This is a genomic window from Bradyrhizobium sp. S3.12.5, from assembly GCF_040548225.1.
GTDB lineage: Bacteria > Pseudomonadota > Alphaproteobacteria > Rhizobiales > Xanthobacteraceae > Bradyrhizobium > Bradyrhizobium cytisi.
This window is the reverse complement of record NZ_JBEPRF010000001.1, coordinates 11,482-37,612: the sequence shown is the minus strand read 5'-3', so window position 1 is coordinate 37,612 and position 26,131 is coordinate 11,482. Positions and strand designations below refer to the sequence as shown.

Below are 26,131 nucleotides of genomic sequence, written 5' to 3'. Positions count from 1 at the left end.
TTCGGATGACCATGCACCGCGTCATGACCGTCCAGACAAATCTCCCGCGGCCGCGGCCTCATCCTCCCAGCATAAAGAATACCCAGAAAAGCCAAATTACACTTAGGTTTTCACCTTTTGTCGCCTCGATCATACCTTGGTTTAGGTACGAACAGGCGTGAGTTTCCACGCTCGCTCCGAGACGTGGCCGAGGGCGCGTCCTGGTCCAGGGACGCCACTAAAGCTCGATCGTCTGAGCGTTTATTCAGACCATGGCGTGCTCCGGAGCACCCGTGCCAACAACACTCTCTTCTGGTACAGTCGGGTACGAAGGCGGAGTAGTTCGGTCGGCTTCTGGAAGCTCATCGGTAATTGACCAGTTCTCTGGACTATCAGGCGTTGCTCTTTGGGGCCGGTTTACATGCATTCCTTTGACTCGTTGCATGTCGAGACCTGTGGCAAGGCTCCAGCGCACTGTGCGGCCTTGGATAATCCAGAGATCAAGGGAAAATCCGTCCGGACCGGCCGCTAGAGGAGTTTCTTGGGTGAACTTGTCCCAATTGGCGGACTTAAATGGGGACCATCGCGCGCTCTGCGAGGACGACGCACGAATCGTCCACAGGATAGCGCGGGTCACTAACGGCGTTGCCCAGACACTTTTGGCGGTGATCCCCACCGCGGAGCACCCAACGCCGGCGAACCTCAACCGTATCGGGCGCGAGTATGAGTTAAGGGACGATCTCGACGACGCGTGGGCAGCCCGGCCGCTGGACCTTGTGCGCGAACACGGGCGGGTAATGCTCCTGCTTCAGGATCCAGGAGGCGAGCCGCTCGACCATCTCATTGGGCCGCCCATGGAGGTCGAACTATTCCTGCGGCTCGCGATCGGCCTGGCGGCTGCGCTTTGCCAAGTGCATGCCCGTGGTCTTATCCACAAAGATATCAAGCCAACGAATGTGCTGGTCAATGCGAGAACCGGCCAGGCGTGGCTGATGGGCTTTGGACTCGCTTCGCACTTTCCGCGTGAGCGCGTGTCGCCTGAACCTCCCGAGCTGATTGCCGGAACACTTGCTTATATGGCACCGGAACAGACCGGAAGGATGAACCGATCGATCGATTCCCGAAGTGACCTCTACTCTTTGGGCGTCACCCTGTACCAGATGCTCACCGGCAATCTTCCATTCGCTGCCTCCGAGCCGATCGAGTGGGTTCACTGCCATGTAGCGAGACAGGCGGTCCCGCCATGCCAGCGCATGGAGAGTGTTCCAGTCCCCATCTCGGCGATTATCATGAGGCTTCTCGCGAAGACGGCAGAAGATCGCTATCAAACGGCAGCCGGGGTTGAACATGACTTGCGGCACTGTCTCGCTGAATGGAAGGCCGAGTCCCGCATCGGAGATTTTATGCTCGGCGGGCACGATACACCAGAGCGGCTCTTGATACCTGAGAGACTATACGGGCGCTCATCCGAGATCGAGATGCTGCTCGCTTCATTCGATCGGGTCGTTACAACGGGCAGGCCCGAGTTGGTGCTCGTCTCAGGCTATTCCGGTATCGGCAAATCTTCTGTCGTCAACGAATTGCATAAGGCTTTCGTCCCGTCTCGAGGCCTCTTTGCTTCGGGAAAATTCGACCAGTACAAGCGGGATATCCCCTATGCTACCTTGGTGCAGGCATTCCAGAGCCTCGTCCGTCCTCTCCTGGGCAAGAGCGAAGCTGAGTTGCAAGACTGGCGGGGTGCGTTGGAAACCGCGCTCCACCCCAACGGCCAACTCGTGGTCGAGCTCATACCTGAATTGAAGCTCATTATTGGCGAGCAACCACCGGTCGCCGTTCTTCCGCCACAGGATGCGCAACATCGCTTCCAACTCACATTCCGGCGTTTCATTGGCGTTTTCGCACGAGCCGAGCATCCGCTCGCTCTCTTTCTCGATGACCTGCATTGGCTCGACGCAGCGACGCTGGATGTAATCGAAGACCTGCTGACGCAGCCGGATGTGCGGCACCTGATGCTGATTGGCGCCTATCGGGATAACGAAGTCGATTCGACACATCCGCTGGTGCAGAGGCTCGACGCAATTCGTGGCGCGGGAGGTTGCGTACAGGACATAGTGCTTGCTCCGCTGGGCCGTCAGGACTTGGAACAAATGATCGGTGATTCTCTGCGGCGCAGACCGGAGCACACCGCCGCGCTTGCGGATCTCGTGTACACGAAGACTGCGGGAAATCCGTTCTTTACTATTCAGTTCCTGTTCTCGCTCGCCGAGGAGAGATTGCTCACCTTCGATCATCGGCAAGCGCAGTGGGATTGGGATCTCGAGCGGATCGAGGCCAAGGATTACACCGACAATGTACTGGACTTCATGCTGGAAAAGTTGCACCGGCTGCCCGCAGGAACCCAGATCGCCTTGCGGCAGCTATCGTGCTTGGGCGACAGCGTGGAGTCCGAGCTACTGGCTTTGACTTGTGCGGAATCGACGGATGCGATGCACAGCGCCCTGCACGAAGCCGTACTCGCGGGGCTCGTCCTTTCCTCCCAGCATGCCTATCGATTTCTTCATGACAGAGTCCGGGAGGCGGCATATTCGTTGATCCCGGAGGATGCTCGGGCCGAAGCACATCTGCGGATCGGACGCATTCTGTTGTCATATGCCGGTCCCGCAGCGCGGGATGAGGCGATCTTCGACATCGTCAATCAGCTCAACCGCGGCGCCAGCTTGATCACCTCACAAAGCGAGCGAGATCAAGTGGCACGACTCAACCTGGCCGCGGGCGAGCGTGCCAAGGCATCTACGGCCTATCCTGCAGCGCTCAACTATTTCACGAATGGCGCCGCACTTCTTGCCGGCGACGCATGGGAACGTCACCGTGATTTGGTCTTCTCCCTTGAATTGCACCGGGCCGAATGCGAGTTCCTGACCCAGTCCCCGGCCGCGGAGAAGCGCCTCGCCACGCTGTCCACCCGCGCTGTTGGCGCGGTCGAACATTCAAGAGTTACCTGCTTACAGGATGATCTGTACACGATCTTGGACAAGTTCGATCGCGCGGTCGCCGTTTGCCTCGAGTACATTCGATACCTCGGTATCGAATGGTCCGCGCATCCAACAGAAGAGGAGGTCCGACAGGAGTACGATCGTGTTTGGTCGCTGCTCGGAGATCGGGCGATCCGGAGTCTTGGCGATCTGCATTTAATCAGCAATCCCGACGCTCTCGCCACCATGGATGTTCTAACAAGGGTCGTATCCGGAGCCTACTACGTCGACCCGAATCTCTCTTCGCTCGTCGCTTGTCGCATGGTCAATATCAGTCTTGAGCATGGAAACACCGATGGTTCATGCTTCGCCTATGTATTCTTTGCTGCCATTGCTGGACCACGCTTCGGCAATTACAAGGCCGCGATCGAATTTGGCCGATTGGGATATGAGCTCGTCGAAAAACGCGGATTGACGCGCTATCGGGCGCGAACCTATGGGGCCTTCGGAAATATGGTCCTGCCATGGATCGAACATATCCGGGCCGGCCCAGCGCTGGGGCGGCGCGCATTTGAGATTGCGAACGAGATGGGTGATCTCACCTTCGCGGCCGTCAGCTGCAATTTTATGATAACACACCTTGTCGCATTAGGCGAACCGCTCGCAAGCGTACAACGCCAGGCCGAGGATCGGTTAGAGTTCGCAAGGAAAATTCGGTTCAGCCATGTGATCAATAACCTAACCGTACAGCTCGGGCTTATCCGTACGCTTCGCGGGCTGACGCCAAAATTCGGCTCCTTCGACGAACCCGGATTCAATGAACTTCGATATGAACGTCATCTAGCTGCCAATCCGTTTCTGACGATATCGGAGTTTCGGTATTGGGTCCGAAAAATACAAGCTCACTTGTTTGCGGCAGACTACCCTGCGGCTGTCGCCGCGTCGTGCCGCGCGCACCCTCTCCTCCGGAGCTCGACTTCTCATTTTGAGACGGCCGAGTTTAGGTTCCACAGTGCGCTTGCTCATGCGGTGGGCTGGGATTCGGCCGCCGCGGATGAGAGAGACCGTCATTTTGAGGTTCTGACAACCCACCGTGCCTTCCTTGAGCTATGGGCTGAGAATTGCCCGCAAAACTTCGAGAGTCGCGCCGCGCTTGTGAACGCGGAAATCGCACGTATAGAAGGCCGTCACCTCGACGCCATGCACTTGTACCAGAAGGCGATCAGGTCGGCGCGCGCGAATGGCTTTGTTCACAACGAAGCGCTGGCCAACGAATTCGCGGCGCGCTTCTATGTTGCGTGCGACTTGGAGAAAAACGCGCAGGCGCATTTGCGGGACGCTCGCGACTGCTATCTCCAATGGGGGGCCGATGGAAAGGTGCAGCAACTCGAGGGCCTATATCCGCACCTCAGACATCAAAGGTCGCTGCCGGATCCGACGAGCACGACATCGACGTCTGTTGAACAACTAGACCTTGCCACGGTAATAAAGCTCTCACAGGCGATATCCGGCGAGATCGTTCTAGACAGACTGATCGACGCGATCATGCGCACGGCGACTGCTCAAGCCGGCGCGGATCGCAGCCTATTGATCGTGCGGACAGATGCCGAGCCGCATGTCGAAGCGGAAGCCATGACTCGCGGCGAGAAGGTCGTCGTCGAGCTGCGCAGCGAGCCTGCGACTGCGGCTGCGCTCCCTATCTCGGTCCTCAACTACGTCTTGCGCACCCGGGAGAACGTCATTCTTGACGATGCCGTTGCCGAGCCATCGTTTAGCGTCGATCCATACGTCCGCCAGCAGCAAGCCAGGTCGATTCTCTGCTTGCCTTTGATCACCCAGTCCAAGCTCATTGGAGCCCTGTATCTTGAAAACAACTTGACCGCACGAGCTTTTGCCCCCGCACGCACCGCAGCTCTTAAGCTACTCGCGTCTCAGGCAGCCATCGCGCTGGAGAATGCCTCATTGTATCGCGACCTCGCAGAGCGCGAGACCAAGATCCGGCGCTTAGTCGAAGCCAACATCATCGGCATCTTCATCTCCAGTCGGGACGGGCGAATCGTCGAGGCCAACGACGCGTTTCTCAAGATTGTGGGCTATGGCCGGGAAGATCTCTCCGCCGGCCTTCTGCGCTGGACCGATCTCACACCACCGCAACGGCTCAACGCCACGGCTGACGCGATCGAAGAGTTAGATACGACGGGAGCCGCTCAAGCTTATGAAAAGGAGTATCTGCGCAAGGACGGCAGCATCGTACCGGTTTTGATTGGCGCTGCGGCGTTTGACGTAGGCCGCGACGAGGGAGTCACGTTTGTACTCGATCTAACGGAGCGCAAGCGAGCCGAAGTTGAGGCACGTACGAGCGAACAACGCTTCCGCGACGTCCAAATGGAACTGGCCCATGCCAACCGCGTCGCCACCATGGGTCAGCTTACCGCCTCCATCGCACATGAAGTAAAGCAGCCTATCGCCGCCGCGGTCGTCAGCGCTCAAGCCGCGCTACGTTTTCTGGCCCGTCTGCCACCCGATTTGGGTAAAGTGCGCGAGACGCTTGAAATCATCATTGAGACTGGCCACCGAGCGGGCGACGTCGTCGACAGAATTCGCGCTCTCATCAAGAAGGCGCCCGATCGAAGCGAGCGCCTTGATATCCGTACGATGGTTTTGGAGGTGGTCGAGCTCATCCGTGGTGAAGCGGTGAGGAGCGGCGCTTCCGTGCAGCTCGACCTCGCGGAGAGCTTGCCGGCTATTGAGGGCGACCGGGTTCAATTGCAGCAGGTGATCCTCAATCTGGCTATCAATGCGCTGGAAGCTATGAGCGCTACGAGCGATGGAGAACGGCAACTACTCATCCGCACGAGGAAGGCGGAACCTTCTGACGTACTCGTCGAGGTGTGCGATTCGGGCCCCGGACTGGCGCCGGAAACAATCGAGCATCTGTTTGATGCCTTTTACACCACGAAGCCGAACGGTCTAGGTATGGGTCTGTCGATCTGCCGTTCCATCATCGAAAAGCATCAGGGACGGTTGTGGGCGACGAACAGTCGACCTCCGGGCGCCTCGTTTCATTTCATATTACCGGCTTATCCAGAGCAAGTTCCTACGCGTGGCTTGGCAGGCCAACAGCCCGCCGGGCGGAACATCACTTGATAGGAGCTCCTCGTTCCTTTTAGAAAGCGCAATCGCTAGAGAGGCTCCCCCGCTTCGACGGCCTCTTCCAAGCACGCTATCAAAGCCTGCTCGTCCAGCGGCTTATTCAAAAAACAGATGGCACCATCTTTGAACGCCTGCTGTCGAACATTGTCGTCTGGAACCGCCGTCATGAAAATGAAGGGTATTTTGCAACCGGCGCTGCGCAGATGAGCCTGAAGCTGAATTCCGCTCATCCCCGGCATGCGAATATCAGAGATCACACAAGAAGCGCAGCGCGCTTGCGGCGATTGAAGGAAGTCCGCGGCCGAGCCAAACACACATGTACCGTAACCGAGCGACGACACCAAGAAGCGCAAGCCGATGCGCATAGTCTCATCGTCGTCGATGATTGCGATCATCGGAGCCTTCTTCAACGCCGCCTCGGGGGAACTCGAAATATCCCAGGCGAAGAACTCTACCTTTGGTACGATAGATGAATATCATACTTAGGTTGCGTGTTAGAGCGCTCGCTTGAGTCCGAGCTCCGCCGCCATACTGACCATATCTGCAATAGATCGCGCCGCCATCTTCTTCATGGCCCTTCCGCGATGAATCTTCACGGTGATCACTTCCACCGCAAGCTCATATGCGATTTGCTTATTTCTCAATCCGGAAGCGGCTAATGCCATTACTTCCTGCTCGCGCGGGGTTAACGTCTCGTACCGATGCCGCAGTTCGGATTGCGTTTTTTCACCGGTCCGCCTCTTCCGATCGTAGTCGAGCGCCCTTGTCACAGCGTCCAACATGTCTTGATCGCGGCACGGCTTGGTCAAGAAGTCGATGGCACCGGCCTTCATTGCCTTCACGGACATGGGAATGTCCCCGTGTGCCGTTAGAAAAACAATCGGAATATGAATACCGGCTTTCAACAATTCATCCTGAAACTCCAGACCGTTACCACCGGGCAACCTGATGTCGAGCACCAGACAACGTGGCACATCCGGGAGTTTGGTTTTGAGCAATTCGGAAGCGCCGGTGAATGCTCGCACCGGCAAGTCCATGGACTCGAAGAGATACGTCAGCGCTTTTCGCACTGACGCGTCATCGTCGACTACTAGCACTACTTGGCCCTCTATCCTTGCTTCCATGATCCGAGGCGAGGTCCTATTGACGGAAACAGTTCTAAAGCCCGCACGATCCAGAGTCCGTTCGGCCATGGCCTGAACTTCGACCAGGAGCGCCTTCCCTTGGCAAAATTGGAAGATGCGCGCGCTGTAGCATATCGCTTTCGCTTTGCAACAAAAAGGGCTCTGGGCTGAACTGCGCCAAGAAGGCCGCTCTCCTTTTCGGCCGACGGTCGACGCCAATCCGGATATGGCTCAAAAGCGTCGCACTCATTGGAGGGGGCGGCCGCGTCTTGAGCCTGCGACCCGTTAACCTGCGCCTGCAAAGTCCGCTCCCGCAGCGCGCGATCGCAACCCTGCACGGGCCCGGCCGACGGGTCCGCGCTCGGCGGAACCCGCGACTAGGCGGGGGGAACGAGGCTAATCTGGAAGTTCGGTGACGCGTCCGAGCACTCCCTGACGGGCCGGCGAGGGCGTGCTCCCGCCTTTGAGGGTCGGTTCTTCACGCTATCACGACCACGGGACGCAGACGCATCAGCGCCCGCTCTGGACCTCACTGCCGACGCCCGGCCGCGCCGCCCGCACGCATCACGAAAATGGAGAAGCGAGACCCACGACGTGGCGTCGAGGCGACGTCTATTCTATGACCTAGGATCCCGAGCGCTTGGCGGACGATGAATAAGCCGACGCCAAAACCTTCGCATCGCTGGGGACTGAGACGGGTGAATGCGTCGAAAATCTTCGGAATCTGCTCGCCCGGAATTCCCACGCCGGTGTCGTACACATCGATCCGGATGTACGCGCCGGACCGCCTGCAACCGATCAGGATGCGTCCGCCTGGCTCGGTATATCTGATAGCATTACTGACCAAATTCCGCAGTGCGGCGCCAAGCAGAAGAGCGTCACTGATTATCAAGTCGTTACTCGCCACGACGTGCATGCAGATGCCTTTGCTCAGTGCCGCATGTTCATACTCGCGACAGGCTCGCCGTAGCACCTCGTGAACGCAGACCGGCTTGAGCTCCAGCAGCCGCGCGCGATCATGGACCTGAAGCGCAATCTGGATCTGCTCCAGTTGCTCCTTGAACCGGTCAATCGCTCTTTTGCTACACTGCAACCACCTCTGCTCGGAGGTCGTCCGGACACCAAAGTTGAAATGCTCGTGAGCGCTTTGAATTACCTCCACCGATCGAAGGAGCTCCTCACCCGTCATCCTAAGCAGCAGCGTCGCATTCACATGCGTCCGAGCATCACTGCTCGCGGTCCGCACCGCCTGGTTCAAGACGATGCCGGCTGCGGAAGGCTCCTCTTCCCACTCGACCGTGCCAATACCGCTTCCTGTCCCGTTCATATGCGTTCTCTCGCAGAAGGGCGCATCCGATATCCCGATGCAGCGGCAAGACTCGCGCGATCGCTCCCCACATCGCCAGTTAAACGTTCTAATAACCTGCAAAATAGGACTATGGCGCAGCCGGCACCGAACAACGGTCGTTTCGCTTTCACAAGCGCCCTCCCCCCTCAAACAGCCCCGCCGGCAAGCGATCGGTCGTGATAGCCTATGCTCCAAATGGGACGTCAGCAGCATGCGAGAGATCGATAACCCCCCGTCGGAGAGGACGGCCCTCCAGGCTTTTTGGAGACCGGCCTGAGGGGAAGCTCGCGGCAGATGACAATTGCCTCTCCAAGCCCCCTCTTACGCCGACGAGAGGCTACCTTGAGCCACCTTGACGCCCGAGCTTCCCTAAGGCGCCCTCACCCGGATCGGGGCCTAGGACCGCATTATTCTCCAATTTTCGCAAATCAGCGTGTCTAGCCGAGCCTCGCTCGATCGACAGGGGAGGTGGCACGCCGAAACCATCGATAGCCCATAATCGATGAGGCCGAAATCAAACACACAAGTCCCTGAAACTCGGCAGATGTCCAAATGCCGTCAACGAGCGCCACCCCCACGACGAGTGCAGTGCAGATCCATATGGTCATACAGCGCGCCCGACGCGAGCGGTCGCAAAATTTCCGTTGCTTGCGCTAAAGTTTGCAAAGTCTTCGATCAGGGCGAGATTGATGTGGACTGCAATCGCTATCTCGCGGCCCGCGTCGCGAAATAATTCGGGCATCGGGCGTACTAGTCTTCCGATCGACAATTAGCACAATCTTACCAAGTTAAACTCGCGCCATCTCGATATCCAACATACTCCTGCAAGATCGGCTTCGACCGAACGTTGATTGAATGGAGACTCACGTATGAATCCGATTCCGTCACTTGCAGCCTTCCTCGCGCTCGCCGCCTTTTCCGTCGACGCCTTCGCCGAAAGTCCGTCCACGCAAAAAGCTGACTCGCGACCGCCGGAAGGCGTACACGTGCAGCCCCGCGGCCCCGGCTTCGTGCCGAACACATCGCAGGACGATATCGTGCAACGTCGTCTGACCATCTTCAATGGGGACCAAGACGCTATCAATACTGCGTTCGATAGAAGGCTCCGCATCTGTCGCGGTTGCTAGGCAGCCATCGAGCCGGGCGCCATATCTTCTCACTTTCGGCGCCCGGCATCACCTGCCGCAGCCTAGCCGGATCCGCACGGTCGGCGCCTCGATCGTACCATCCCCATTCAGCCAAGGCGGCGGATACCTCGGGGAGAAGAAATTGGCCGCTCCCTGGACCATGACCATGGCCGCGCGCATCTGGTTGAAGAACCCACGCACGAAGTCACCCTTCGTCCAGGGGTCTCCAACACGGACACCCAGCCAAACCCGGGCTGGCGGTTACTGCATGCCAAAAGGCCCGCAGCTTATCGACGCCCTCGGCCGGACTATTCCCGGCTATGATCGCGGCCTTGACCGCCCTGCGGTTTTTCAGATTTTAACAGAAATCAACGCGCCACGATGTCGTCTATCGGGCATAGCTCGTCGAAGTAGCACCATAGCTCAGGGCCTAAATTGTGATCGAGCCATCCACACCCCCGGACCAGCCGGTAACGCTCCCGCCTCTAGTGGCCACCTTCATCGAAGCGACCAACAGCTCCGATATTGAGCGGCTGCTGGCTACATTCGCCGAAGATGCCCTCGTCAACGATCAGTTGCGGGATTACTGGGGCAAGCTGGCGATCAGACAGTGGGCAGAGCGCGACATCGTAGGCGAGAAGCTGACGATCAAGGCAACCAAGGTGGTCAACCACTACGGCAATTGCATCGTGACCGCCGATGTCGACGGTAACTTCGACAAGCGCGGCCTACCAGATCCGTATGTGCTCGCTTTCTATTTTGCTGCACACGGAAATCACCTGGTGCAGTTGATCATCCTTCGGAATCGATACGATATCTGAGCTTGAGATTCGAAGCTTTCGCGGCCGCGAAAGGGCCGCTTCACGCTTGCGCCGTCGCTATGCGCGGCAAGTCTTTGACAACGACGATTAACATCATCTCACAACGCTGAACTTTCCTCGGCAGTAGGCTTGCTCGATACTCGTGAGCCAGCAACCGCACTTGTTTGGTCCACCTTCAAGCACGGAATTGCCGATGCGCAAGACAGAGGCCAGCCGCATGCCTTACAGCGATGTCATACGGATGGAAGGGCGGCCAATTCCTCCGGTGATGGATGGCGATGATGCAGGTTCTCAGTTCTCAGATTTTGAGTCCGTTTTGCTTGCGATAGCGGGACATGATCTTCGCCAGCCGCTCCAGGCTATCCAAAGCGTCCACGACCTGCTCGGGAGTGGAGAACGAACGGAAGCGGAGTTGCGTGTACTGAGCTATGGCCAAACCGCAATCAATGGGCTGAGAGACCAACTCGATCAGTTGCTCGACGCGCTGCGGCCTCGCACCACAAGCTCGGAGAGCTGAACCGTGCGCCACTTGCCGCCTGCCCGTCCCGCATGCGGCTTTGTCGGCGTGCATGCGCGACCGGCTCCTCCGCCCGGCGCCGCTTGCGCCCGCCGCGTCACGCTTTCGTAAGGCACTGCAGCGTCGGAAATGGGTTGAGACATCAGGCCGGAAATAAGCTCGCGACGTGCGTTCTAATTCAACGATCGCCGCAGCTCGGATTTTGGGTACACCAAACGGAATGCCGCCATACCATTACGGGCCCGGATCGAACGCTTTGAGGTAGCAATGACCAAATCGGTCTCTCTAGGAGCTCCCTCCCTTCTTTACGGGCGAAAACTGGGAGAGGCACTCGGCTTGGAAGCCGCGCCTGCCATCGTGACGCGAACGCTGGGACAGGCGGAGATTGCCGTAACCGACCTCCAAGTCAGAAATCCGTCCGGGCAACTTTCGGCCCCCCTTCCGCGCGTGGACGCGTATCTGATCAGTTTGACCGTCTCCGGCGTAGATAGAAATTACTATTGGGAAGACGGTCGCGAAATCTCCTCCAGGCCGCTCCTTGCGGGCCAAATGGTAATCAGCGACGCGAGGTATGAGCCCCGTGTGCTGATGGACAGTGCTTTCCACTCCGTTCTCTTCTATCTACCAAGAACGGCAATCGATGCTCTCACGGATCAGGCCGGCGCACCCCGCATCGACGATCTTCGTTACGAACACGGCGCGGGAATCTCGGACGAGACCGTTAAGCACCTCAGCCTCTCGCTGATGCCTGCGTTCAACGCCCCCGCTCAAGCCAACAGGCTGTTCCTGGATCACGTAACGCTCGCGCTCGCCAGTCATACGGTGCAGACCTACGGCGGCATCCGCATGAATCCGAAACAGATCAAGGGCGGCCTGGCGCCGTGGCAGGAAAGACTGGCAAAAGAAGTAATAGCCAACAATCTATCAGGTACCATTTCGTTGAACGAAATCGCCAAATCGTGCGGGCTTTCGATCGGTCATTTCTCGCGGGCTTTCCGTGCATCGACCGGTCTTGCTCCGCACGCTTGGCTACTCCATGCACGCGTTGAATCGGCCAAGCTTAAGCTTCGGCATCCAAACGCGTCTCTCTCCGAGGTAGCTCTCAGTTGCGGGTTCGCCGACAGAAGCCACTTCACCCGCGTTTTTACGAGGCTGGTGGGAGTCAGCCCGCGAGCCTGGAGCAACACAATCATTGGATAAAAACCCCGAGGTCAAACTTCGAAGTGCGCCTGCCGGCGCAGCCGAAATCACTACTCTAAAGGGCGCTATGCTCCAGCTTTTGAAGGACACACAGAATGGCGCGTGCCGGCTTGCCGGCTGTGTACGATCCATGCATTTTGTGCACGATTGGCGCACGAAACGGTGCTTGCCAGCAAGCGACGCGACTATTTGCCAAGCGCGGTCTTTACCTCACATGGCAAGCAGCCTATCGGCAAGGTCGGGTACTTCGGATCTCCGGCCATGCTCGTAAACTCCCATGCCCACGAGATCGTAGAGTTCGGTCCTTTCAGGCTATTAGTGGCCGAACGGCTGTTGAAGAGAGGCGACGAGCCGCTTTCGATCGGGGGTCGAGCACTCGATCTTTTGATCGTCCTCGCGAAGCGGCCCGGCCGGGTCCTGACTCACAGGGAGCTAAGCATACAGGCATGGCCTGGCGTTGCGGTAGAGGAGGCTAACCTCCGCGTACATGTTGCTACTCTCCGCAAAGTTCTGGGCGATGGCAAGGACGGCGCGCGCTACATCACGAATGTAGCCGGCAGGGGCTATTGCTTCGTCGAATCGGCTCAAGGGCAATCCGATCAAAAGACGTTGGCCGCGACTAGGGCTATCGAAATCCAACGCCTTCCGCCCCGCCTACAACGAATGATCGGTCGTGATGAAAGCATCGAATCCGTCCGAACGATGATTTTGTCCCATAGATTCGTTAGCATCGTCGGTACCGGCGGCATGGGCAAGACGACGGTTGCCATCGCCGTCGCTCATGCGATGAAGACGGATTTCGACGGTCGGGTCTGCTTCATAGATCTCTCCACTCTCGAAGATGGCTCGCTTGTCATTCCCGCCGTTGCGTCGGCCGTCGGCTATCACGTCCAGGCCCAGAACTCCCTTGCAGCGCTCTTGGCTTTTCTCACCGAGCACCAGCTCCTTCTTGTCCTCGATAGCTGCGAGCACGTAGTAGACACCGTCGCCGCCTTGGCGGAATGCCTCTTCCGCGACGCGCCCTCGGTTCACATCGTCGCTACAAGCCGCGAGCCTTTGCAGGTTCTCGGCGAAAATCTCTACTGGCTCCCGCCACTCGCACTCCCACCGGGTCAAGCGACGGGCGCCGAGCTTTATTCCTTTCCGGCGGTCCAACTTTTCTTGGAGCGAGCGGCGGCAGGTGGCTACACCAAAACCGTTGGGCACGACGATGCCGATATTGTCGCGAGCATTTGCCGCCAACTCGACGGCATACCCTTGGCTATCGAACTGATCGCTGGACAAGTGAGCAAGTACGGGATTCGGGGAGTCTCCGGACTCATCAGCGACCGTTTGGCGCTCTCTTGGCGGGGGCGTCGGAGCACGTCTCGACATCAGACGTTGAGGGCGACCTTCGACTGGAGCTACAATCTTCTATCGGAGGACGAAAAGAGCGTTCTCTGCAGGCTCTCACTGTTCGTCGGCCCCTTCACTCTCGACGCTGCCCAATCTGTGGCGGCAGAGCCGGACGAAGCACCACCGCACTTCATCGGCACAGTTACCAAGCTGGTCGACAAATCGCTCCTATTGGCTTGCACGGGCGATGATCTGGGATCCTACCGCCTCCTGCACACGACACGAGCCTATGCCGCCCTGAAGCTGCCGGGACGCGAGGATGAACGCACGATCGCGACCCGCCACGCGAACTATTTCGCACAGAGCCTAGCGGCGATCCGCCCCGACTTCTCCCAAAGCCACCGCAGCCAGAATCACGCCAAGCAGATAGGAGATATCAGGGCGGCCTTGGAATGGAGCTTCTCGCCTTCGGGTGACCCATCAATCGGCGTCGCGCTCGCGGTCTGCAGCGCCCCCCTTTTCCTGAACTGGCTGCTGAGCGACTGCGCTTACTGGTGTCGAAAGGCCATCTCCGCGCTCGACGACACGACTAGGGGAACCCAAAGCGAGCTTACGCTCCAGACTTCGCTCGCCATGTCGTCCATGTTCGCTCAAGGCGACAGTGGAGAGGCCGATCGGGCTATCGAACGCGGAATAGCTTTAGCCGAGGCACTTCGGAACACGGACCAGTTGCTGCATTTGCTCGCCGGTCGAAATCTCTTTCGCACGAGAGCCGGAGATTTCGCAGGAGCGCGCGTCGCTGCGGAACGCTTCTCCGCCGCGGCGAACGAATTCCCCGGCTCTCGCGAGAAAGCGGTGGCCGATTGGATGCTGGGAAACAGCCAGCATCTTATCGGAAACCAGGCCGAGGCGCAGCGGTTCTTCGAAATTGGCTTCGAACGCGCCGCCGCCACCGGATTGAGCGACAGCCGCTACTTCTGCATCGACCACGAGTTATGGGCCCGTATCGGCCTTTCCAGAACTCTATGGCTGCGGGGATTCCCAGTCAGCGCGGCGCATTTCTCTCAGCGCGGCATCGATTTCGCCCGCCGAGATGGACATCCGATCACGCTGTGTAGATGCCTGCTATTTGGCGTCGAGGTCTTTCTTTGGCGTGGCGACGAGGAGCTTGCCGAAAAGCTCATCAGCGAATTGATGTCCGTTGCGGAAAATTACTCGCTGGTCTTTTATTCCGCGACCGGCCTCGCCAGATCGGGTGAGCTTCTGGTCGCACAGAACAAAGCATCTGCCGGTATCAGGCATCTTCGCCGCGCGCACGCGATTCTGACCTCCGAACGCAATCATGTTCTGGCCCCCGCGATTTCTCGCGCTCTGACCGAGGGATTGCTCCAGCAGGGGCGCCCGCAGGAGGCACTCGATGTGATCGACGCCGCCGTCGCCAACGCTGAGCGCGGTAGCAGAACATTTGAGCTCCCAGATCTACTCCGGACCAAAGCCAAAGCCCTGATGGTGTTGTCGCCCGAAGACCGCACAACGGCAGAAACGCTTCTGATGGCCTCCCTCGATCGGGGTCGAAAGCAATTCTCGCTGGCTTGGCAATTGCGTTCGGCAATTTCGCTATGTCATTTGTTGAGCGAACACGGGCGCGCGGAGGAAGCGCGCAGCCTTCTGTCGCACATCTACGGACAATTCACGGAGGGGTTCGAGACGGCCGACCTGCGGACCGCTCGCACGATCCTATCCGGATAGGTTTGCCTTTGGTGGCCCTCAAATTCAAGTCAGGCTCACCAAGCGAGGCTCTCATGTTCTTCTCGGCGCCGTTTCGCCGAGCCGAGGCGAAGACGCTCTGTCCGGCCGCAAAGGGCGGCAAACAGCGCGCTCTTCACGGAGATGACATTTGCTATGCCGAACCACGAGCCCGGGCCTGAAGCTGAGCTGAGCAACGCCGTCCCGGTGTCCGTCATGGACGGTCTCCGCGCGGGCGACGTTCTCTGTTTCGGGCCCTTCAAGTTTTCCCTCGCCGCACGACAACTCAAGCGAGACGACAAATCAGTAGCCATCGGCGGCCGCGCGCTCGATGTCTTGATCACGCTGCTGAGACACGCAGGCGAAGTGGTCACAAACAAAGAGCTGGTGGCGCGCGTCTGGCCCGACGTAATCGTCGAGGAAGCGAATCTTCGCGTGCACATCGCCGCGCTTCGCAAGGCACTCGGCGACGGCGTCGACGGCGCCCGATACATATCGAACGTCGCCGGACGCGGATACTGCTTCGTGTCCGAGGTCACGCGTGCGGACGCAATCCAAGTTCCATCGACAGGCGCCGCTGCCGCCCCCTCGGGTGCGGTTCAAAGGCTACCCGCTCTCCCAACCAGGGTGGTCGGGCGGGACGAATCCGTCGCGATACTTCTCAGTGAGTTGACGACCTGCCGACTCGTGACCATCGTCGGCCCGGGAGGCGTCGGAAAGACCACGGTCGCGGCCGCCGTAGCCCATGCGTTGGTTGGAAGCTTCCAAGGTTCGGTTTTCTTTGTCGACCTGAGTGCACTCGCTGATCCGTATTTGGTCCCAAGCGCCGTCGCCACCGCGCTCGGCTTCATGATGACGTTGAAGGATCCGCTCCTCAACCTGATCGGTGGCCTCCGGGATAAGCGAGTCCTTCTAATATTGGACAATTGCGAGCATCTCGTCGACGCGGCTGCCCAACTCGGCGAACGCATATTGAGTGAAGCGCCGCAAACCCACATCCTTGCGACCAGCCGCGAAGCACTGCGGGCCGAGGGCGAGCATATCCACTTGTTGTATTCACTCGATACCCCACCGGATCGTGTCGACTTGCCGGCCTCCGAGGCTCTCAAATTTCCGGCCGTGCAGCTCTTCATGGAACGTGCCGTCGCCGGCGGCCATCGCTCGGACCTGTCCGACTCCGATGCCCCGGTCGTCGCGAACATCTGCCGTCGCCTCGACGGTATCGCCCTCGCGATCGAGCTCGCAGCGAGTCGCGTCGGCTCACTTGGGATCGGCGGGACGGCAGAACTGCTAGATAACAGATTCAGAGGCGTCTGGAATGCACGACGGACGGCCTTGCCGAGACATCAGACGCTCGAGTCGATGCTCGACTGGAGCTACAACCTGCTCTCTGAACCGGAAAAGAGGGTGTTTTGCAGGCTATCTGTCTTCGCCGGCGAATTCACGGTCGACGCAGCGTGTGACATCGCCGCCGACGACATGCTCGACAGTGAGAGCATCACGGAGGCCATCGCCGCTCTCGTAGCGAAATCCTTGGTTTCGACGACCCAACTCGGGCGATCGATCTACCACCGGCTGCTCGACACCACGCGGGCCTACGCCCTTCAAAAGCTCGCCGACCGCGGAGAGACGGATCGGCTCGCGCAGCGGCATGCTGCAGCATTTCGTAGATATCTTCATGACGACTACGTCTTTGGAACCGGTGACGACGAACACTACTTGACGCCGATCGGTAATGTGCGCGCGGCTCTCGACTGGGCGCTTTCCGAAGCGAGCGATCGAGTGATGGCGGTTGAACTAGCCGCTTGCGCAGCTCCGTTGCTGATCCGCCTCTCCTCACTCGACGAATGCCGCAGTTATTGCGAAAGGGCTCTTGCCCTGATCGACGAAGCTTCTCGCGGCACGCGATGGGAAATGATTCTGCAGAAGGCTCTTGCTCTTTCGTCGATGTTCACCAAGGGGAACAGCGCCGAAGTCAGATCCGCTATCGCGCGAGGGCTCGAGCTCGCCGAACAGTGGGATGACCCTCGTCACCAATTCGAGCTTTTGGCCGGTCTAAACATCTTTCTCACGAGAATCGGAGATTTCCAAGGGGCCCTCGACGTCGCCCTGCGGGCGATGCCTATCGCGCAGGCGGACAAGACCGCCGTCACTCTCGTAACCGCCGAGTGGATGGTCGGGGTCTCACATCATCTTGTCGGAAACCAGGAGGCCGCCCAGTATCACTGCGAAAGCGGAATGGTCCAAGCAGCATCGCTTGGCGTGCCGCCGCCCAGGTTTTTTGGGTACGACCATCGCGTTCGTGCGCTGGTCGCACTGGCACGAGCCTTGTGGCTTCGGGGAAACTCCAGGCAAGCACTCAAAACCGCGCAGCAAGCCATCGATGAGGCCGCCGAGAAGGACGAGCCGATTTCGGTCTGCATATCGTTGATCTACTCGTCGCCTGTCTTCCGCTGGATCGGCGATCTCGAACGCTCCGACCGTCTGGTCGATCGGCTCGTCGAAAACGCGGAGCGATACTCGCTGGCGCCTTACCGAGCAGTCGGCGTTGCACTGAAAGGCGAACTCGCGTTGGCGAGAGGCGAAACGGAAGCCGGTCTTCGATTGTTGCGGGAGGCGCTGGAGGTCTTATACGCGGATCAGCATAACGTTCTGCTGACCGTCTTTACTGCCTCCCTCGCCGAGGGGTTACTCAAGACCGGCCAATTGGAGGAGGCTCTCCTCACGATCAACGGAGCGATTAATCGAGCGAAGGGATTCGGCTCGACGTTCGACATGGCCGAACTGTTGCGCCTGAAGGCGGAGGTGCTCGTCAACATGCCGCGGAGAAACCGGAAGGAAGTCGCGAGTCTTCTAAAAGAAGCCATGAGGACCGCGCACGAGCAGTCCGCCGCGGTCTACGAGTTACGTTCCGCCACGAGCTTGGCGCGATTGCTGTCGGAAGGCGGCCAGCGCGACAAAGCCAGAAACATCTTGAGCCCGATCTACGATCGTCTCAAAGGCGACGTCGAAACGCCGGATCTCATTGCGGCAAGCGAGATGCTTGCGTCCTTGGCCTGATCAGTTCCCTAAGACACGTGGACTGCCTGGCATCAGGCGCGATTGGCCGTTCGGCTAGTCATGATGAGTCCTTGCTCGCCGCAAAAACAATGCTCCGTGCGTTGCCTCACCTATCGCACACAACATTTTACATGATCTTACGAGGTTAAACTCGCTCGGGTCACGGGATTGCGTCACGTTCATGTAACGCACTCTCACACGGCGACTTTCGCGGCGCTTCGGAGCAGTCAAGAGGAGGGTCAAATGTCTCGCATCGCTGTTCCCGACATAGACCGCGCAACGGGGCGAACGGCAGAGCTGTACGGTCAAATCAAGGCGGCTATCGGCAGCGTGCCAAATGCCTTCGCTGTCATGGGGGCGCACGGGCCCGCAGCGCTGAGGACGATGCTCGCAGCGGATACCGTGCTCAGTACCGGGACGCTTACGAAACGCGATCGAGAGACTATCAAGCTTGTCGTCAGCAGTATCGCCGGATCCGACTATTGCGTGGCGGCGCATAACCTACTCGGGACACTTGCCGGGCTGACGCCGGAGGCGTTGCAGCAGATCCGAGACGGCAGCCCGACCGGCGACCTCAGACGTGATGCGCTGGTCCGGTTCGTCCGCACGATCGCGAAGAAACGCGGCACCATCAGCGAACAGGAGTTCGTCGCGATCAAAAGCGCCGGATACACCGACGCCCAGCTCGTGGATATAAGTCTCGCCTTCGCGTTGGCCGTATTCACAAACGTGTTCAACCGCATCAACGATACGGCAATCGATTTCCCTGCGATCGAAGAACGCGATCTTGTTCACTGACCCACACAAGTAGACGCTCGAGTTCCTCCCGGACTGGCCGCCCTCTTCCCTCGGAGGGCGGCGCCTTTTTCCGCAACGCGCTCGGGGATTATCCTCTGCCGGAGGGAATGAATCTCAGTAGCAACTCAAGATGCGACGCGACGATGATCGCGACGCTCGCCACAGGGTTTCCCGTCGTCGCGTAGGCAAGCAGAGCTTCTCTCGAGTCTGAGCTGCTCCGTGCGCGGCGGCCTTCGCCCGCTACATGCGACGAGCGTCGGATCTCGCGCTTCGGGCGGATGTTACGATCGGGCGCGGATAGGTCGTCATCGCTTCTCTCCACGGCCGGTCGGATGCACGCACTGGTGGCCAATTCCCGGGCGACATGGCAGACAGGGCGGAGCGATATCGCTCATTTCTGCGGAGAATAGGATGGACCGTCTGGCCTCGATGGAGACTTTCGTGCGGGTAGTGGAGACAGGATCCTTCTCCGGGGCGGCCCGGCAGCTTCGGGTAGGCCAGCCGGCAGTATCGAAGTCGATTGCGCAGCTTGAGGACTATCTCGGGGTCAAGCTGCTGACGCGATCAACCAGGGGGCTCACTCCGACGGAAGCAGGTCTGGGCTATCTGGAGCGCGCCAGGCGGGCGCTGGAAGAAGCGGCTGAGGCAGAGCTTGCGGCGCGGGGCGCCGGCGCGGGACTAAAGGGACGCCTGCGCGTCTGCGCGGCCGTCACTTTCGCCCGGATCCATCTCATTCCGATACTACCGAGGTTCTTGGCGCAACATCCGGACCTGGAGTTGGAGGTCGTTATGGACGACCGCCAGATCGATCTCGTCCAGGAAGGCATAGATGTGGCGCTACGTATGGGAAAGATGATGGATTCGTCACTGACGGCTCGCCGTGTTGCGCGATGCAAGCGGTTCGTACTGGGCACGCCCTCCTACTTCGATCGTGCGGGCACGCCTTCCACGCCGAGTGAACTAAGCCAGCACCAGACCATAATCTATCTGCGGGAGGGGAGCGTTTGGTCCTTCCAACGCGAAAGCACGGAATTGGCCGTGACCGTTCAGAGCCGGCTTCGGGTGACCGCCGCGGAAGGCCTCAGAGCCGCAGTGCTCGCCGATGCAGGCGTTGCCATTGCGTCCGAGTGGATGTTCAGCCCCGAATTTCGATCGGGCGCGGTCCGCGCGGTCCTCTTGGAATGGAGCCTACCACCGCTCGACCTATGGGCCGTGCTTCCGACCGGACGCGCCGCGACCGCCAAGGCGAGGGCGTTCGTGGATTTCTTCGAGCGCATGTTCAAGTCATAGCCGGCAGCAAGCGCATTCTTCGGATCGCTCTGCTGCACTCTCGAATTGAGATCCGGTCGCCCCGACCACATTGTCGTCGGATTGGACGCGCCTCAGAACGCTTCGCGCGAGAATCTCGACCAAAAACCTCCCCGGTCTCGGGACCTTCCACAGCCCCCTCATATCCGAAAGCGGCGTTTCCGGATCCTGGGCGTCCGAGCCCGCTTCGGAGCGCGCAATGCCGTCTCCAGCGGCCACCCGGAGAGCATTCCTGCGTATGAGTTGAACGAGCATATTTCTGCGCTCTCTTAGCATTCATCATCTCATGAAAATCCGTAAGCTGGTGACATTCCAGGGAGTTGCTCATCCCGAGCTTCCCGCAAAGGAGTGTCACCATGCCCCGCCCTGTTACCCTGAATAGCTCTGTCCGCGCTGTCGCCGTCGCCGCCGCACTCGCCAGCCTGATCTCGTCGGCGAACGCGACCCCTCGACAAGATAACGCTGCGGTATTTCCCGAACTGCCGGCGGCCGCCGTCCAAGATCATAAGCCGATCCTGTTGACATCGAGCACGCCGTGGATCGCTCCGGTCGGTCACCGCCAACCGAGCCAGGCGGACGTCCCGCAGCACGAAGCGGTTTCGGACTGGGAGCGCCAGCAAATCCAGGAAGACCGCGAGCTGGACGCTAAGCTGGTGATCTGCAGGCGCTGCTAACTCCGGCCGGCATCGATCATTCCGCGATGGAATAAGCTCTAGTCCAGCGACCCAGCTACCTGATGAGACGGTCTGCTCTATTTTCCTCGCATGAGTTCAACGAAACGGGCGGCTCCGCCGTCCCACGCAATTCAAAGGAGACCGTCATGTCGCTACAAGCCAAGCTCGACGCTTTCAGAGCCGAATTCCAGGCTGGAAAGCCTGCCGCAATGATCGAGATCATGCTCCGCGCCACCGCCGAGTTGACCGAGTCGGGAGCCGCCCGGCGCGCCAAGAAGGCTGGCGATGTCGCCCCGTCCTTCTCTCTGAAGGATCCGGACGGGAACGTCGTCAACTCGGGGGACCTGTTGAGGCGCGGCCCGTTGATCCTAAGCTTCTACCGAGGCGTCTGGTGCCCCTACTGCAACATGGAGCTACAGGCGCTCGAGGCCTTCAAGCCCGAATTCGACAGGTATGGCGCTTCCCTGATCGCGATCTCGCCGCAAACAGCTCCAAATAGCCGGAAATCGGTGCGTCAGAACAAACTCTCTTTTCCGATCCTGTCGGACGTGAAGGGCAACGTTGGCTCCGCCTTCGGTCTGCGCTTCCACCTGCCAGAATATCTGGTCGAGCTCTACAAGCAGCTCAAGAACGACCTGCCGACGTTCAATGATGATCCGAGTTGGACGCTGCCAATGCCGGCCCGCTACGTCATCGGCCAGGACGGCGTGATCCTCTACTCAGAAGTCAACCCGGACTACACCCGCCGGCCCGAGCCCAGCGACATGATCCCGGTCCTGCAGCGGGCAGTCTCCGTCCATGCCTGACGGTCCATGATGCGGCCGATGGAGCGCGGACCGCCGCCGACCATCGGTCGCTGTCATCTTCATTCAGATTCCCAAAGGAAGACTCCGATGTCCAAATTGTTCACCTCCAGCAAGGTCGGTCCCTACGAACTGTCCCATCGCGTCGTGATGGCTCCCCTGACGCGGATGCGATCCGATCCGGGTAACATTCCGAACGAGCTGATGGTCAAATACTACACCCAGCGCGCATCCAAAATCGGCCTGATCATCTCCGAGGCGACGCCTGTCTCGATCCGCGGCTATGGATATGCCGGCGCACCAGGCATCTACTCAGACACCCAGATCGCAGGATGGCAGCGCGTCACCGACGCGGTCCATTCCGAGGGTGGCCGCATCTTCCAGCAATTGTGGCACGTCGGCCGGCAATCGCATGTCGACCTGCAGCCGCACGGAGATGCGCCGGTCGCGCCGTCCGCGATCGCGGCCGAGGGCTACGCGTACACCAAACGCGGCGAAGCATCTTTCTCGGTGCCGCGCGCCCTCGAGCTGGATGAGATCCCCGCCATCATCGAGGAGTTTCGGTCGAGCGCCGAACGGTCGCTGCGGGCTGGTTTCGATGGCGTCGAAATCCACGGCGCGAACGGCTATCTACCCGATCAATTTCTGCAGGACGGGACGAACAAGCGCACCGATGAGTACGGCGGTCCGATCGAGAACCGCGCGCGTTTTCTGCTTGAGGTGACGCAGGCCGCGATTTCGGTCTGGGGACCCGATCGCGTCGGCGTGCGCATCTCTCCGAGCAGCACCTATGGATCCATGTCGGACAGCGATCCACGGGCGACCTTCGGGTATGTCGCGACCGAGCTTGACCGCCTGGGGATCGCTTATCTCCACGTCGTCGAGCCGCGCATCAAAGGCACCGAGGACGTCGCGCACGACGAGACTGCGATCGGTGCCCAGCACCTGCGTAAGAGATTCTCACGGACGCTGATCGCCGCCGGCGGTTTCACCCCGGCTTCGGCCGAGGCCGCCGTCACTTTCGGCGATGCCGACCTCGTCGCCTTCGGCCGCCACTTTATCGCGAATCCGGATCTGCCGGAGCGCATTCGGCGCGAATTGCCGCTCACCCGCTACGACCGCTCGACTTTCTACGGCGGTGACGCGCGGGGCTATACGGACTACCCACCCGCGGAAGCTGCGGTCGCCGCCTGAGCGACGTTCGCCCGATATCGAAGGTATCGCCGGCGAGTTCAGGGCTCGCCGACGATGGCATCACTTAAACTCGAAGCTTATACGCGCTTCGAGCGACTGGGGTACTTTTTGAGAAGGCTGGTCGCAATCGATTACGCTGGATGAAATTGAGACTGAACGCGGTGTCTCTAGCCATTGGTACATCTTGCGCGGGTCAGCCTCCTCAGTTTGAATATCCGCCATGCGGGGAGGAGCGGTCTTTATCCTAGTAGGGCTTACAGCCCTGATTGCCTATACGGCCGGGCGCCATGACGCGCCTACGGCTCCGCCGCCGCAGTCAGCAATTGCACCCCGCACAGCCAAGCCAGTCGCGCTCGCCGAAACACCGCAGGAAGCCCAACCTGACAAGCCTCAGCCCTCGCCGAGCACATCGACGCAAACGGCGGCGAAGCCCAATCCATCGAAGCTGGCGCCTCCGACATCGGAAGTAAAGCAGAAGCTCGAGGTTGCGCTGACTGCGGCGGCGATCGCGGCAATCATCGTTAAGGCTAGTCGAGACCGCTATTACGCCACCGGCCACCCTTGCGCTTGCCCGGATGACCTCACCCGCAGCGGTCGCGCATGCGGAGGGAGAAGCGCCTATTCGCGACCGGGCGGCGCTGCACCGCTCTGTTACCCGGCTGATGTCACAGCCGCCATGATCGATGATTATCGCAAAACAATTTCGCGCTGAGCGCCACCATAACGCGGGAGAATAGCGTGATGAGAATGTTCGTCGCTTCGGTCGCAATGATCGCCAGCATTAGCGCCGTCGGGGCGGACGAAAAGCCCGCGGGCACAATCGACACCATCGCAAAATCGGCGAAGGATATGTTGCCGTCTATGCTGTCACTTCCATCGGTGTCACTCCCCTCTGTCCCCGATCTCAGCATTCCAGATTTCTCCGATACCTCAAGCAAGATGATGGCTGAATTCAATTCCTTTACTCAGCAAGTCGGAGCTGCGCTGCCGCTCCTGGAGCAAATGGGATATGAGGTCAGCAGTTTCAAAGTTACGTGGGGCCTGCCACCCAAGGCGCGCCTGCGATTGAAGTCGGGAGGTGCGCCGCCGGCTCAGAAAATTGAGGAGATTGCCGCGAAAGGATCGGCAGGCGCCGGTGTACTGGTCGCTGGGTTAATCAGCAGCGCCGTTGCGGCCAAACGAATCCAAAATACCATGAAGTTTGGAACTGCTTACCTAGACGTAGACTTCGCCCTTCCGCCGCGGGTAAATATGCGGTTTGTCAACGCGAAAGGCGCGGACAAGGACGAGGCAACACGCGATTTCGATGAGCTGGAGATCGCTTGTAGGTGACGCTTAGTTGGAGGCGTCAGATGCGTACGCGGCCTTATGCGCTGTATCGAAGCGAACCGCCGGACCGAGCGCGTCACGAAGCGCGTTCTCGCGAGGGCGCGAGCTCTTGTTCATACGCGGCCCCGAACCTGCTTTAGGAATTCGACGAGGGCTTCACCGATCTCGTGCGGGGCATCCTCGGGTACATAGTGCTTCGCTTCGACTCTGACCACGATCTGGTTCGGCCAATTGAGACAGTGCTTTCGGGCCGCTCCGGCCGTGCCGTGGCCTTGCGATACATCGATAAAGAGTTTGGGAAGGTATCCGCTCGCCCCGATCCACGCACTATAACGCTCGACTGCAGCGCTGATATCGGCAGGCTCTCCTTCGAACGGAGTGTCGCGAGGTAAGACTAGTGTCGGCAATCTCGATTCCGGCGTATCGAACGGGGCCGCATAAACCGCCTTCTCCTCGTCACTCAACCTTCGAATGATGCCGTATTCGAACAGCATCTTTTCGACGGCAAAGTTGTCACGCAGCACAAGACTCGCTCCTTCGATGCCGCGCAGGCGCCTGAAGATCATCTGACGCTCAGGAGGCATATCGGTCCATCGACGAGGGCGGACCATCGCCTCCATGTAGACGACGCCTGAAACGCTATCGGGATGACGAAAGATTCGATTGAACCCAAGAGCGGCACCCCAATTCTGCACTACGAGCACGATATTCTTGGTCAGAGCCATCTTCTCAAACCAGGCGTCGAGATAGGCGACGTGGTCGAAGAAGCGATACGCGCCCCGCGGCGATTTGCCAGATCGGCCAAAGCCGATCAGGTCGGGCGCGAGGACGCGTCCGAACGGCACTGCATATGGGATAACGTTCCGCCACATGTAGGATGATGTCGGATTGCCATGAAGGAACACGATCGGATCACCCTGTCCGATATCCACGTACGCCATCTCGGTGCCGAGCACAGGCATTCGTTTCATTTCGTACGGGAATGCAGCGCTTATCGGCCGCCGCTTCACCGCACTGCTTCGTCCATACATCCAACTCCTCCCTAGATCCGTGACCGCGATTCCTTGTTTCCATCACTCTCAAACGAGTGGAGCGGTGCCACAACGTTGGTTTGCCCCTCCGCGAACTCAAGCGAGCGACGTTTTCGGGCTGAGCTTATGGATCCAGCCACGCTGCCTCACTCCTTCGATGTCGTCGCGCCCGCCAGGCATCTCAGCTTCACACACGCAGCGGACAAACGTCGCTCGCTCTGCGCGCGATAAGCTGGCTGGCACTGCACTTGAGGCACTTATGGAAGTCACCCGTTCCGTCGCGAGGGATGGCGGATCGCCCTCACGGAAGTCGGTGCCATGTATCAGCGCGAACTCACCGGCGCGCTGCAGCGTATCGGCAGAGCATCGTTGCGGGCCATGGCATACCCCGCCGGCCGAGGATCCCTGCATCTCGCAACGCGGCCGACTTTCGCGGGCAGGTGACTGATGCCGCGCCTGAAAGACTTCTATAGGAAGCACAAAAGCAAGATCCGAGGCCGCGCCTAAGCCCTAACTGGACCCGGCTTCGCCGAGTCATCCGCCCCGAATCCTAGCTCGGAACCTCCTCCAAGCTCTCATTCCCAATCGGAATAACTTTTATTCCGCACGCCG

General features: G+C 59.5%; 18 protein-coding genes. 13 read left to right on the top strand and 5 right to left on the bottom strand.

Going from position 1 to position 26,131, the window contains the following annotated elements; translation table 11 throughout:
- The first annotated feature begins 524 nt into the window (after positions 1-524).
- A complete protein-coding gene (locus tag ABIC09_RS00155; RefSeq protein ID WP_354108041.1) occupies positions 525-6,098 on the top strand; it encodes a trifunctional serine/threonine-protein kinase/ATP-binding protein/sensor histidine kinase in 5,574 nt (1,857 codons plus the stop codon).
- Between the two features lie 35 nt (positions 6,099-6,133).
- On the opposite strand, the gene ABIC09_RS00150 is transcribed toward ABIC09_RS00155, so the two are convergent.
- The 3 genes from ABIC09_RS00150 to ABIC09_RS00140 all read right to left on the bottom strand — a co-directional run bounded on the left by ABIC09_RS00150 (position 6,134) and on the right by ABIC09_RS00140 (position 8,555).
- Positions 6,134-6,499 carry a response regulator transcription factor gene (locus ABIC09_RS00150; protein WP_354108040.1) on the bottom strand — a complete coding sequence of 122 codons (366 nt, stop codon included), beginning with the start codon at positions 6,497-6,499 and terminating at the stop codon, positions 6,134-6,136.
- A gap of 99 nt (positions 6,500-6,598) precedes the next feature.
- A complete protein-coding gene (locus tag ABIC09_RS00145; protein WP_354108254.1) occupies positions 6,599-7,228 on the bottom strand; it encodes a response regulator transcription factor in 630 nt (209 codons plus the stop codon).
- A 529-nt stretch (positions 7,229-7,757) separates the two neighbouring features.
- Positions 7,758-8,555 (bottom strand): sensor histidine kinase, encoded by a 798-nt coding sequence (locus ABIC09_RS00140; protein ID WP_354108039.1) that lies wholly within the window; start codon positions 8,553-8,555, stop codon positions 7,758-7,760.
- Positions 8,556-9,445: 890 nt separating this feature from the next.
- Between ABIC09_RS00140 and ABIC09_RS00135 the strand changes: the two genes are divergently transcribed.
- From ABIC09_RS00135 to ABIC09_RS00085, 11 genes are all read left to right on the top strand, one after another.
- Positions 9,446-9,703 carry a hypothetical protein gene (locus tag ABIC09_RS00135; RefSeq protein WP_354108038.1) on the top strand — a complete coding sequence of 86 codons (258 nt, stop codon included), beginning with the start codon at positions 9,446-9,448 and terminating at the stop codon, positions 9,701-9,703.
- Positions 9,704-10,191: 488 nt separating this feature from the next.
- Entirely contained in the window at positions 10,192-10,524 is a 333-nt protein-coding gene (locus ABIC09_RS00130) for a nuclear transport factor 2 family protein (RefSeq protein WP_354108037.1), read from the top strand.
- A gap of 193 nt (positions 10,525-10,717) precedes the next feature.
- Positions 10,718-11,041 carry a histidine kinase dimerization/phospho-acceptor domain-containing protein gene (locus ABIC09_RS00125; protein ID WP_354108036.1) on the top strand — a complete coding sequence of 108 codons (324 nt, stop codon included), beginning with the start codon at positions 10,718-10,720 and terminating at the stop codon, positions 11,039-11,041.
- Positions 11,042-11,308: 267 nt separating this feature from the next.
- The gene (locus ABIC09_RS00120; RefSeq protein WP_354108035.1) at positions 11,309-12,241 is read left to right on the top strand and encodes a helix-turn-helix transcriptional regulator; all 933 of its coding nucleotides are present in this window, start codon (positions 11,309-11,311) and stop codon (positions 12,239-12,241) included.
- A 147-nt stretch (positions 12,242-12,388) separates the two neighbouring features.
- Positions 12,389-15,325 (top strand): ATP-binding protein, encoded by a 2,937-nt coding sequence (locus tag ABIC09_RS00115; RefSeq protein WP_354108034.1) that lies wholly within the window; start codon positions 12,389-12,391, stop codon positions 15,323-15,325.
- A gap of 153 nt (positions 15,326-15,478) precedes the next feature.
- Complete coding sequence (locus ABIC09_RS00110) at positions 15,479-18,382, top strand: ATP-binding protein (RefSeq protein WP_354108033.1); 2,904 nt, start codon at positions 15,479-15,481, stop codon at positions 18,380-18,382.
- 243 nt (positions 18,383-18,625) lie between these two features.
- A complete protein-coding gene (locus ABIC09_RS00105) occupies positions 18,626-19,180 on the top strand; it encodes a carboxymuconolactone decarboxylase family protein (RefSeq protein ID WP_354108032.1) in 555 nt (184 codons plus the stop codon).
- A 411-nt stretch (positions 19,181-19,591) separates the two neighbouring features.
- Positions 19,592-20,470 (top strand): LysR family transcriptional regulator, encoded by an 879-nt coding sequence (locus ABIC09_RS00100; protein WP_354108031.1) that lies wholly within the window; start codon positions 19,592-19,594, stop codon positions 20,468-20,470.
- A gap of 374 nt (positions 20,471-20,844) precedes the next feature.
- Positions 20,845-21,162, top strand: coding sequence for a hypothetical protein (locus ABIC09_RS00095; protein ID WP_354108030.1), 318 nt, complete (start codon positions 20,845-20,847; stop codon positions 21,160-21,162).
- A 146-nt stretch (positions 21,163-21,308) separates the two neighbouring features.
- Positions 21,309-21,968: a peroxiredoxin-like family protein gene (locus ABIC09_RS00090; RefSeq protein WP_354108029.1), complete on the top strand. Its 660-nt coding sequence runs from the start codon at positions 21,309-21,311 to the stop codon at positions 21,966-21,968.
- An 87-nt stretch (positions 21,969-22,055) separates the two neighbouring features.
- A complete protein-coding gene (locus ABIC09_RS00085; protein ID WP_354108253.1) occupies positions 22,056-23,159 on the top strand; it encodes an alkene reductase in 1,104 nt (367 codons plus the stop codon).
- A gap of 390 nt (positions 23,160-23,549) precedes the next feature.
- Here the strand turns inward: ABIC09_RS00085 and ABIC09_RS00080 are convergent, their stop codons facing one another.
- The gene (locus tag ABIC09_RS00080; protein WP_354108028.1) at positions 23,550-23,678 is read right to left on the bottom strand and encodes a hypothetical protein; all 129 of its coding nucleotides are present in this window, start codon (positions 23,676-23,678) and stop codon (positions 23,550-23,552) included.
- Positions 23,679-23,900: 222 nt separating this feature from the next.
- On the opposite strand from ABIC09_RS00080, the gene ABIC09_RS00075 reads away from it, so the two are divergent.
- Entirely contained in the window at positions 23,901-24,491 is a 591-nt protein-coding gene (locus ABIC09_RS00075) for a hypothetical protein (RefSeq protein ID WP_354108027.1), read from the top strand.
- Positions 24,492-24,601: 110 nt separating this feature from the next.
- Here ABIC09_RS00075 and ABIC09_RS00070 read toward each other — a convergent pair whose 3' ends face one another.
- Positions 24,602-25,519: a haloalkane dehalogenase gene (locus ABIC09_RS00070; protein WP_354108026.1), complete on the bottom strand. Its 918-nt coding sequence runs from the start codon at positions 25,517-25,519 to the stop codon at positions 24,602-24,604.
- Positions 25,520-26,131 lie beyond the last annotated feature (612 nt).

What these genes read in the sequence shown, in the direction of transcription:
- ABIC09_RS00150 (WP_354108040.1), bottom strand. Translation starts at nt 6,499, where the DNA reads ATGATCGCAATCATCGACGACGATGAGACTATGCGCATCGGCTTGCGC.
- ABIC09_RS00145 (WP_354108254.1), bottom strand. Translation starts at nt 7,228, where the DNA reads ATGGAAGCAAGGATAGAGGGCCAAGTAGTGCTAGTAGTCGACGATGAC.
- ABIC09_RS00140 (WP_354108039.1), bottom strand. Translation starts at nt 8,555, where the DNA reads ATGAACGGGACAGGAAGCGGTATTGGCACGGTCGAGTGGGAAGAGGAG.
- ABIC09_RS00135 (WP_354108038.1), top strand. Translation starts at nt 9,446, where the DNA reads ATGAATCCGATTCCGTCACTTGCAGCCTTCCTCGCGCTCGCCGCCTTT.
- ABIC09_RS00125 (WP_354108036.1), top strand. Translation starts at nt 10,718, where the DNA reads ATGCGCAAGACAGAGGCCAGCCGCATGCCTTACAGCGATGTCATACGG.
- ABIC09_RS00120 (WP_354108035.1), top strand. Translation starts at nt 11,309, where the DNA reads ATGACCAAATCGGTCTCTCTAGGAGCTCCCTCCCTTCTTTACGGGCGA.
- ABIC09_RS00110 (WP_354108033.1), top strand. Translation starts at nt 15,479, where the DNA reads ATGCCGAACCACGAGCCCGGGCCTGAAGCTGAGCTGAGCAACGCCGTC.
- ABIC09_RS00105 (WP_354108032.1), top strand. Translation starts at nt 18,626, where the DNA reads ATGTCTCGCATCGCTGTTCCCGACATAGACCGCGCAACGGGGCGAACG.
- ABIC09_RS00100 (WP_354108031.1), top strand. Translation starts at nt 19,592, where the DNA reads ATGGACCGTCTGGCCTCGATGGAGACTTTCGTGCGGGTAGTGGAGACA.
- ABIC09_RS00095 (WP_354108030.1), top strand. Translation starts at nt 20,845, where the DNA reads ATGCCCCGCCCTGTTACCCTGAATAGCTCTGTCCGCGCTGTCGCCGTC.
- ABIC09_RS00090 (WP_354108029.1), top strand. Translation starts at nt 21,309, where the DNA reads ATGTCGCTACAAGCCAAGCTCGACGCTTTCAGAGCCGAATTCCAGGCT.
- ABIC09_RS00085 (WP_354108253.1), top strand. Translation starts at nt 22,056, where the DNA reads ATGTCCAAATTGTTCACCTCCAGCAAGGTCGGTCCCTACGAACTGTCC.
- ABIC09_RS00080 (WP_354108028.1), bottom strand. Translation starts at nt 23,678, where the DNA reads ATGATTGCCGCGATCGCCGCCGCAGTCAGCGCAACCTCGAGCTTCTGC.
- ABIC09_RS00075 (WP_354108027.1), top strand. Translation starts at nt 23,901, where the DNA reads ATGAGAATGTTCGTCGCTTCGGTCGCAATGATCGCCAGCATTAGCGCC.
- ABIC09_RS00070 (WP_354108026.1), bottom strand. Translation starts at nt 25,519, where the DNA reads ATGTATGGACGAAGCAGTGCGGTGAAGCGGCGGCCGATAAGCGCTGCA.